Annotated in this window: 9 protein-coding genes and 1 tRNA gene; 9 read left to right on the top strand and 1 reads right to left on the bottom strand. The window is 73.0% G+C overall.

The genetic code is table 11. The features are described 5' to 3' along the window. Window positions 1-470: hypothetical protein (locus CR162_RS19625; RefSeq protein ID WP_218014944.1), on the top strand; the 470-nt coding region annotated here is incomplete at its 5' end. A gap of 450 nt (window positions 471-920) precedes the next feature. Here the strand turns inward: CR162_RS19625 and CR162_RS19620 are convergent. Beyond that, window positions 921-1,010, bottom strand: a tRNA-Ser gene (locus CR162_RS19620). A 228-nt stretch (window positions 1,011-1,238) separates the two neighbouring features. Between CR162_RS19620 and rplU the strand changes: the two genes are divergently transcribed. The 8 genes from rplU to CR162_RS19580 all read left to right on the top strand — a co-directional run bounded on the left by rplU (window position 1,239) and on the right by CR162_RS19580 (window position 7,898). Then, window positions 1,239-1,556: a 50S ribosomal protein L21 gene (gene rplU, locus CR162_RS19615; protein ID WP_099097207.1), complete on the top strand. Its 318-nt coding sequence runs from the start codon at window positions 1,239-1,241 to the stop codon at window positions 1,554-1,556. A gap of 27 nt (window positions 1,557-1,583) precedes the next feature. After that, the gene (rpmA, locus tag CR162_RS19610) at window positions 1,584-1,853 is read left to right on the top strand and encodes a 50S ribosomal protein L27 (RefSeq protein ID WP_099097206.1); all 270 of its coding nucleotides are present in this window, start codon (window positions 1,584-1,586) and stop codon (window positions 1,851-1,853) included. Window positions 1,854-1,952: 99 nt separating this feature from the next. Next, complete coding sequence (gene obgE / locus CR162_RS19605; RefSeq protein ID WP_099097205.1) at window positions 1,953-2,963, top strand: GTPase ObgE; 1,011 nt, start codon at window positions 1,953-1,955, stop codon at window positions 2,961-2,963. Beyond that, window positions 2,960-4,078, top strand: coding sequence for a glutamate 5-kinase (proB, locus tag CR162_RS19600; RefSeq protein WP_099097204.1), 1,119 nt, complete (start codon window positions 2,960-2,962; stop codon window positions 4,076-4,078). Before obgE ends, proB begins: the two co-directional genes overlap by 4 nt. Window positions 4,079-4,164: 86 nt before the next feature. Then, window positions 4,165-5,409 (top strand): glutamate-5-semialdehyde dehydrogenase, encoded by a 1,245-nt coding sequence (locus CR162_RS19595; RefSeq protein ID WP_099097211.1) that lies wholly within the window; start codon window positions 4,165-4,167, stop codon window positions 5,407-5,409. Between the two features lie 17 nt (window positions 5,410-5,426). Beyond that, complete coding sequence (locus CR162_RS19590; RefSeq protein WP_099097203.1) at window positions 5,427-6,062, top strand: nicotinate-nucleotide adenylyltransferase; 636 nt, start codon at window positions 5,427-5,429, stop codon at window positions 6,060-6,062. A gap of 325 nt (window positions 6,063-6,387) precedes the next feature. Further along, on the top strand, window positions 6,388-7,434 hold the full coding sequence (gene rsfS / locus CR162_RS23345) for a ribosome silencing factor (protein WP_408887464.1): 1,047 nt from the start codon (window positions 6,388-6,390) through the stop codon (window positions 7,432-7,434). 14 nt (window positions 7,435-7,448) lie between these two features. Next, window positions 7,449-7,898: a 23S rRNA (pseudouridine(1915)-N(3))-methyltransferase RlmH gene (locus CR162_RS19580; RefSeq protein ID WP_099097202.1), complete on the top strand. Its 450-nt coding sequence runs from the start codon at window positions 7,449-7,451 to the stop codon at window positions 7,896-7,898. Window positions 7,899-7,941: the final 43 nt, after the last annotated feature.

Raw genomic sequence — 7,941 nt, 5'->3', positions numbered from 1 at the left:
CGACCACATGGGTCAACTCTCAGTGGCAACTTCACCCCAAACCGGGTCAGATCTCAGTGGCAATCAACACCGTGGCTGTCATGGAGCGCTGGGCTCAGGCGCACCCTGAGCAAGCGCGCGATCCCGATGACATCGGCACCGACTACTTCGACCGAGACTGGAGCAAGTTCCATGCACACGCCCAAGAGGCGCGCGAGCTCGATGAGACGGCCCTCCGGCTACTCACCGTAGAGGAGTTGGCCGACCTGGAGGTGCTTTTCTACATCGGTCGTGACCGCGTCCACGGAGAACACTACGAAGAGGATCTCGGAAGAACGCTCGCCGAACACCGCGCGAAAGCGTCGCTCGGCAGCGCCGTCCACCACCTCATGTCGAAGACTAACCTGCTCGATGCAGTCGTCGACGGTGCCCGGGCCGTTGGCCGGCCAAGTCTTGCCGCGAAGCTCCGCGCGCTCAGGCCGCGAGCATAGATGCCGTGCCTCTAGCCTACAACTTGTGAAGAGTGGGTTGAGCCCCAGCCGTGCCGAGCTTGACAGGAGGCCGCGCGGCACCCCGAAGCTCTCTCCGTCGGCCCGATCCAAGCTTCGCGTGATCCCGACCTTGGCGGAGGCTAGCCGGACGACGTCTGCGGCGAGCGCCGACAAGAAGCTCCCGCGGCGTTCGCATCCAAGAACACTCGCGTCCCCGAGCGAAAGCCGAACTCCGCACTTCACCACGCCCGTTAGGATCCTGAAATATCAAGATATTTCTGCGCGTACTAGATCGGCCAAGTCAGGAGGTCCGGAGAGAACGGGCCTCCGGAGAGTGATTTTTGGCCCGGTCAGCGCCGAGCCAGTCAACAGATCAGTCCCGAGAACCCCAGGAAACCTGCCACTCAGCGCGGAGGTCGGTCTATCGGAGAGCGGGACGCCCGTGGAAAATGGCGGAGAGGGTGGGATTCGAACCCACGGTACCCTTGCAGGTACTTCGGTTTTCGAGACCGACGCGATCGACCACTCTGCCACCTCTCCGCGGCGCCGCTGGTCGTTGGGCGGCCGGGGTATAGAGTGGCTTGGCGCCGGACGCAACGCGGTCTTGGGGGAAATTCGCCGAATCCGCCCCGTCGCGTTGACTCATCCGCCCCCCCGGGGCTATACGCCCCTCCTCCCGGCGGGGCCTCGTGTCGCGCCGATGGCCGTTTCTCGGCCGACCATCGTTTCAGATCAGGCCAGTACGGCAGAGCTTTTTCAGGGCGCCCCATGACCTACGCAGTGATCCGCACCGGCGGCAAGCAGTACCGCGTCACCCCGGACGCGGTGCTGATCGTCGAGAAGCTGGAGGCCGAACCCGGCCAGACCATCACCTTCCAGGACGTCCTGGCCGTTTCCGGCGAGGCCGGGCTGACCATTGGCGCGCCCACCGTGGCCGGCGCCAGCGTCACCGCCACGGTGCTGGAGCACAAGCGCGGCGACAAGGTCATCGTCTTCAAGAAGCGCCGCCGGCAGAACAGCCGCCGCAAGAACGGCCACCGCCAGCACCAGACCGTGCTGCGCATCGCCGGCATCGCCGCGGCCTGAGCAGATAGTTTTTAGGAGACACCAACCATGGCGCACAAAAAGGCCGGCGGCTCCTCCCGCAACGGGCGCGACTCCGCTGGCAAGCGGCTTGGCGTGAAGAAGTTCGGCGGCGAGCACGTGCTGGCCGGCAACATCATCGTCACCCAGCGCGGCACGAAGATGGTCCCGGGCAACAACGTGCTGCTCGGCCGCACCCACTCGATCCACGCCGCGGTCGAGGGCAAGGTGAAGTTCACCCGCCGCGCCGAGGGCCGTGTCCACGTTTCCGTCGAGTCGCTGCCGCAGGCCGCCGAGTAACACGCGCGCCTCCGCGAGCCGAATAGACCGCGAACGGGGGCCGCAAGGCCCCCGTTTTTCGTTGCAAGACCGCATTCCCCTCCCCCGGACCACCTCCCCATGAAATTCCTCGACGAAGCCAAGATCTGGGTGAAGGCCGGTGACGGGGGCGATGGCGTCGTCGCCTTCCGGCGCGAGAAGTACATCGAGTTCGGCGGCCCCGATGGCGGCAATGGCGGCAAGGGCGGCGACATCATCGTCGAGGCCGTGCCCGGCCTGAACACCCTCATCGACTACCGCTACGCCCAGCACTTCAAGGCCCGCAAGGGCGGCAACGGCGCGGGCTCGGACCGCACCGGCGCGGGCTCCGAGGACGTGGTGCTGAAGGTGCCGGTGGGCACCGTGGTGCTGGCCGAGGACAAGGAGACGGTGCTGGCCGACCTCACCGCCGCCGGGCAGCGCGCCACCATCTGCGTGGGCGGCGATGGCGGCCATGGCAACGCGCACTTCAAGACCAGCACCAACCGCGCCCCCCGCCGCGCCGACAAGGGCTATCCCGGCGAGGAGCGCTGGCTCTGGCTGCGACTGAAGCTGATCGCCGATGCCGGGCTGATCGGCCTGCCCAATGCCGGCAAGTCCACCTTCCTCTCGGTGGCCAGCGCGGCGCGGCCCAAGATCGCGGACTATCCCTTCACCACCCTCACGCCGCAGCTCGGCGTGGTGCGGCTGAACGCCACCGAGGAATTCGTGCTGGCCGACATCCCCGGGCTGATCGAGGGGGCGCATGAGGGCGCCGGGCTCGGCACCCGCTTCCTCGGCCATGTGGAGCGCTGCGCCGTGCTGCTGCACCTGATCGACGGCAGCCAGCCTGACCCCGTCCGCGCCTATGAGACGCTGCGCGCCGAGCTGGAGGGCTATGGCGCCGGCCTGTCGGAGAAGCCCGAGATCGTCGCGCTGAACAAGCTGGACGCCATGACGCCGCAGGCCCGCGCCAGCCGCGTCAAGGCGCTGGAGCGCGCCACCGGCCGCCCCGTGCGGCTGATCAGCGGCGCCACGCGGGAGGGCGTGCCCGAGATCCTGCGCGAGCTGGCCGACACCATCCACCGCCACCGCGAGAGCCAGCCCGCATGACGCCCTCCCTCGCCACCGCCCGCCGCGTCGTCGTCAAGATCGGCTCCGCCCTGGTGGTGGACGAGGCGACGGCGGCCCCGCGCGAGGCCTGGATCGCCTCCGTCGCGGCCGATGTGGCGGCGCTGCGGGCGCGCGGGGTGGAGGTGGTGCTGGTCTCCTCCGGCGCCATCGCGCTGGCGCGCCGGGCGCTCGGCCTCACCCGCCGCAAGCTGCGGCTGGAGGAGAAGCAGGCCGCCGCCGCGGTCGGGCAGATCCGCCTGGCCGGCGCCTGGCAGGCCGCGCTTTCCCGCCACGGGCTGAACGCCGCGCAGCTGCTGCTGACGCTGGAGGACAGCGAGGACCGCCGCCGCTACCTCAACGCGCGCGCCACGCTGGGCACGCTGCTCGACCTCGGCTGCGTCCCCGTCATCAACGAGAACGACACCGTGGCCACCGCCGAGATCCGCTTCGGCGACAATGACCGCCTGGCCGCGCGCGTGGCCGAGATGATCCATGCCGACGCGCTGGTGCTGCTGTCCGACATCGACGGCCTCTACACCGCCGACCCGCGCAACGACCCCGCCGCCCGCCACCTGCCCGTGGTGGAGCGGGTGACGGACGAGATCATGGCCATGGGGGGCGAGCCGCCGCCGGGCTATTCCTCGGGCGGCATGCGCACCAAGCTGATCGCGGCGCGCATCGCCACGGGCGCCGGCTGCGCCATGGCCATCGCGCTCGGCAAGCGGGACAACCCGCTGCGGGCGCTGGAGGAAGGGGCGCGCTGCTCCTGGTTCCTCCCCACGCCGGAAGGGCGTTCCTCGCGCAAGCAGTGGATCGCGGGCAGCCTCGCGCCGCTCGGCGTGCTGCGGGTGGATGCGGGGGCGGCGCGCGCCCTGCGGGCCGGCTCCTCCCTGCTGCCCGCCGGGGTGCGCGGGGTGGAGGGCGAGTTCGGCCGCGGCGACCCCCTCTCGGTGCGCGACGAGGCCGGCCTCGAGCTGGCGCGCGGGCTCTCGGCCTATGATGCCGAGGCGGCGCGGCAGATCGCCGGCCGCCGCTCGGAGGAGATCGAGGCCATCCTGGGCTGGCGCGGGCGGGACGAGCTGATCCACCGCGACGACCTGGTGGTGCTCTCCTGAGGGCCCCGGCGCCCCGCTGGACGGGCGCCCGGGAAACTTGCAGAAACCGGCTCTCGAACGCCGAAGGACACACGGCCGTGGACGCCATGACGAACCCGATCCTCCCCGTGGCCCAGGCGGCCCGCGCGGCCGCCGCGCGGCTGGCGCGGGCGGACCGACCGTCGAAGGACGCGGCGCTGGGCGCGGCGGCCGCGTCGCTGCGCGCCCGGCGGGAGGAGATCCTGGCCGCCAACGCCGCCGACCTCGCCGCCGCCCCTGACCTGTCCGGCGCCTTTCGCGACCGCCTGACGCTGAACGCCGCCCGCGTGGAGGCCATGGCGCAGGGGCTGGAGGAGATCGCCGCCCTGCCCGACCCTGCGGGCCGCGTGCTGGCGGAATGGACGCGGCCCAACGGCCTCGTCATCCGTCGCGTCGCGCAGCCGCTCGGCGTCATCGGCATGATCTATGAGAGCCGCCCGAACGTGACGGCGGATGCCGCCGGCCTCTGCCTCAAGGCGGGCTCGGCCGTGCTGCTGCGGGGGGGGAGCGAAGGCGCGCGCTCGGCCGCCGCCATCCATGTCTGCATCGCCGACGGGCTGCGCGCGGCCGGGCTGCCCGAGGCGGCGGTGCAGATGGCCCCCACCCAGGACCGCGCCTTCGTGGGCGCCATGCTGGGCGCGGCGGGGCTGATCGACCTGATCATCCCGCGCGGCGGCAAGGGGCTGGTGACGCGGGTGATGCAGGAGGCGCGGGTGCCCGTGCTGGCCCATGCGGAGGGGCTGAACCACACCTATGTCCACGCCGCCGCCGACCACGCCATGGCGCGCGCGGTGCTGGTCAACGCCAAGATGCGCCGCACCGGTGTCTGCGGCGCCACCGAGACGCTGTTGATCGACGCGGCCATCGCCCCCGCCCTGCTGCCGCTGCTGGTGCAGGACCTCCGTGCGCTGGGCTGCGACTTCCGCGCCGATGCGCGGGCCCGCGCCATCCTGCCCGAGCTGGCGCCGGCGACCGAGGACGACTTCGCCACCGAATGGCTGGACGCCATGCTCTCCATCGCGGTGGTGGACGGGGTGGAGGAGGCGCTGGCGCATATCCGCCGCCATGGCAGCGAGCACACCGAGGCGATCATCACCGGGGATGCCGCCGTCGCACAGGCTTTCCTCGACGGCCTGGCTTCCGCCGTCGGCCTGTGGAACGCCTCTACCCAGTTCTGCGACGGGGGCGAGTTCGGCTTCGGCGCCGAGATCGGCATCGCCACGGGCCGGATGCATGCGCGCGGACCGGTGGGGCTGGAGCAGCTCTGCACCTATCGCTACCAGGTGCTGGGCGCGGGGCAGACCCGGCCCTGAGCCGCCTCCCCTCCCCCGTGCCTCCCGCCGGGCTGGCGGCGCCGGGGCCGCGCGGCGACCGGCGGCAGCGGCGCATCGGCCTGCTCGGCGGCAGCTTCAACCCGGCGCATGACGGGCACCGGCACGTGGCGGAGCAGGCGCGGCGCGCGCTGCGGCTGGACCAGGTGTGGCTGCTGGTCTCGCCCGGCAACCCGCTGAAGCCCGCCGCCGGCATGGCGCCCTTTCCGCGGCGCCTGGCCTCGGCCCGGGCCATCGCGGACGGCACCACGGTCATCGCCACCGGGCTGGAGGCGGCGATCGGCCAGCGCTACAGCGCGCGAACCCTGGCCCGGCTGCAACGGTTGTTCCCGCGGACATGCTTCGTCTGGATTATCGGCGCCGACAACCTCTGGCAGTTGCCGCGCTGGCGGCGCTGGCGCGCCCTCGCCGCCCGCACGCCGATCGCGGTGCTGCCGCGCCCGGAATGGACGCGCAAGGCGCTGCGCGGGGCCGCCGCCAGCACGCTGCGGCGGCACAGGCGCCCGGCCGGGGCGCTGCTCGCGGCCGCGCCACGCGAGGCGCATGCGGGCTGGAGCCTGGTTCCGGCCCGCGAGCACCCCGCCAGCGCGACGGCCCTCCGCCGCGCCGGCCATGACATCAGCCGGGCGGATTGACCGCCCGCCGGATCGAGACGCTGGCTCCCAGGCGGGGCCACGCCATACAAGACGCGACAAAGCACGACAGGAGGCCGCCATAGCCCGCACCCCGAAAAGCCCGGACGAGACCCGCCGCAAGACCGGCACGGCCTCGCGCACCGGCACCGGCAGCCGCGCTCCCGCCAGGAGTGCCGCCGGCAAGAGCGCCAGCAAGGCCCCCACCGGGAAGACTTCCGCCGGCAAGGCTTCCGCTGGCAAGGCCTCCGCTGGCAAGCCCAGCGCCAGCAAGGCCGCGACGGGCAGGCCCGCAACGGGCAAGCCGGCCGCCAGCACCAGCAGGAGCGTGGCGGACAAGGCGCCGCGCGGCGCCGCCGCCAGCCGCGCACCGCGCGCCGAAGGGGCGAAGAGCGGCACCCGCGCCGCGGCTGCCAGCAGGGGCGGCGCGCGCGCCACGGCGGCCGCCGCTTCGGCGCCACGCGCCAGCGCCGCCAGGGCAGCCACGCCCCGGACCGGCACGAGCCGCGCCTCCGCCACGGCCAAGCCGGCGCGCGCCGCCACCCCCACGAGCTCCAGGGCGCCACGCGCCACGGCAGCGGCCGGCAAGCCGCCTCGCGCCGCCAGCGGCACGCGCGCCACGGCGGCGGGCAAGGCTCCGCGCAGCGGCACCGCGCCTCGCGCCAGCACCGCCCGGAGCGCCCCGCGCAGCGCGGCAGGTTCCGCCAAGGCGGCCCCGGCGAAGGCCACGCGCGGCACGGCCACCAAGGCGGTGACGCCCGCGAAGAAGGCCGAGCCCAAGGCCAAGCCTGCCACGGCCACCATCAAGACCCGCAAGCCGCCGAAGCGCGCCAAGCTCAGCCCGCCGCAGATCGAGCTGATCGTGCAGAGCGTGGTGCGGAGCCTGGAGGACGACAAGGCGGAGGACGTGGTGGTGCTCGACATCGCCAGCCGCGCCGCCTTCGCCGACCGCATGGTGGTCGCCACCGGCCTCGCCGACCGGCAGATCCAGGCGATGGCCACGCATCTGGAGAAGGCGCTGGCCGAGCACGGCATCCGCCGCATCCGCACCGAAACCTCGCCCGATTGGGTGCTGCTCGATGCGGGGGACCTGATCGTGCATCTCTTCAAGCCGGAGGCGCGCGCCAACTACCGGCTGGAGAAGATGTGGGGCCCCGACAGCCCGCCCGCCGACGGAACCTCCGGGGCCGAGCCGGAAGAGGCCCCCATCCCCTCGCTCACCGAGGCGGAGTGGATGCAGGACGACGCCGAGGAGGCGGAAGACGAGGGGCTGGAGGAAGGCGCGCTCGGGGATGACGACATCCTCGACTCCGGCGAGGAGGAGGACGAGGACGAGGAGGACGGCGGCGCGATGGACGGGGAGCGGCAGGGCTGAGACGTGCCCCGCTTCTGCTCGCCGTGGGGCGGCTGAAGCCGGGGCCGGAGGCGGATCTCTTCGCCCAGCACAATGCGCGGCTGCGGCCGCCGCTGCTGGTGCGGGAGATCCCCGAGGCGCGCGGCTCGGCGGCCGAGATCCGCCGGCGCGAGGGCGCCGGCCTGCTCGCCGCCCTGCCCGAGCAGGCGCTCGCCGTCGCGCTCGACCTTGGCGGGCACATGCCGGACAGCGAGGGCCTCGCCACCCTCCTGGAACGCTGGGAAGGCAGCGGCAGGCCGCTCGCCTTCCTGATCGGCGGCGCCGAGGGGCTGGACCCGGCGGTGCAGGCACGGGCCGACCAGCGGCTTTCCCTGGGGCCTATGACCTGGCCGCACTTCCTGGTGCGCGGCATGCTGGCCGAGCAGCTCTACCGCGCGCAGGCGATCCGCGCGGGCCATCCCTACCACCGGGCCTGGCGCCCCTGAGCGCGGTGCCCGGCCGGGCGGGGCCACCCTGGCCGATATCCGC

The organism is Teichococcus rhizosphaerae (genome assembly GCF_002631185.1).
Lineage (GTDB): Bacteria > Pseudomonadota > Alphaproteobacteria > Acetobacterales > Acetobacteraceae > Pseudoroseomonas > Pseudoroseomonas rhizosphaerae.
The sequence above is the reverse complement of the archived record's forward strand: the minus strand, read 5'-3'. Positions and strand labels throughout refer to the sequence as shown.

Coding starts and splice junctions, on each gene's coding strand:
- proB (WP_099097204.1), top strand. CDS start 2,960: ATGACGCCCTCCCTCGCCACCGCCCGCCGCGTCGTCGTCAAGATCGGC.
- CR162_RS19595 (WP_099097211.1), top strand. CDS start 4,165: ATGACGAACCCGATCCTCCCCGTGGCCCAGGCGGCCCGCGCGGCCGCC.
- rplU (WP_099097207.1), top strand. CDS start 1,239: ATGACCTACGCAGTGATCCGCACCGGCGGCAAGCAGTACCGCGTCACC.
- obgE (WP_099097205.1), top strand. CDS start 1,953: ATGAAATTCCTCGACGAAGCCAAGATCTGGGTGAAGGCCGGTGACGGG.
- rpmA (WP_099097206.1), top strand. CDS start 1,584: ATGGCGCACAAAAAGGCCGGCGGCTCCTCCCGCAACGGGCGCGACTCC.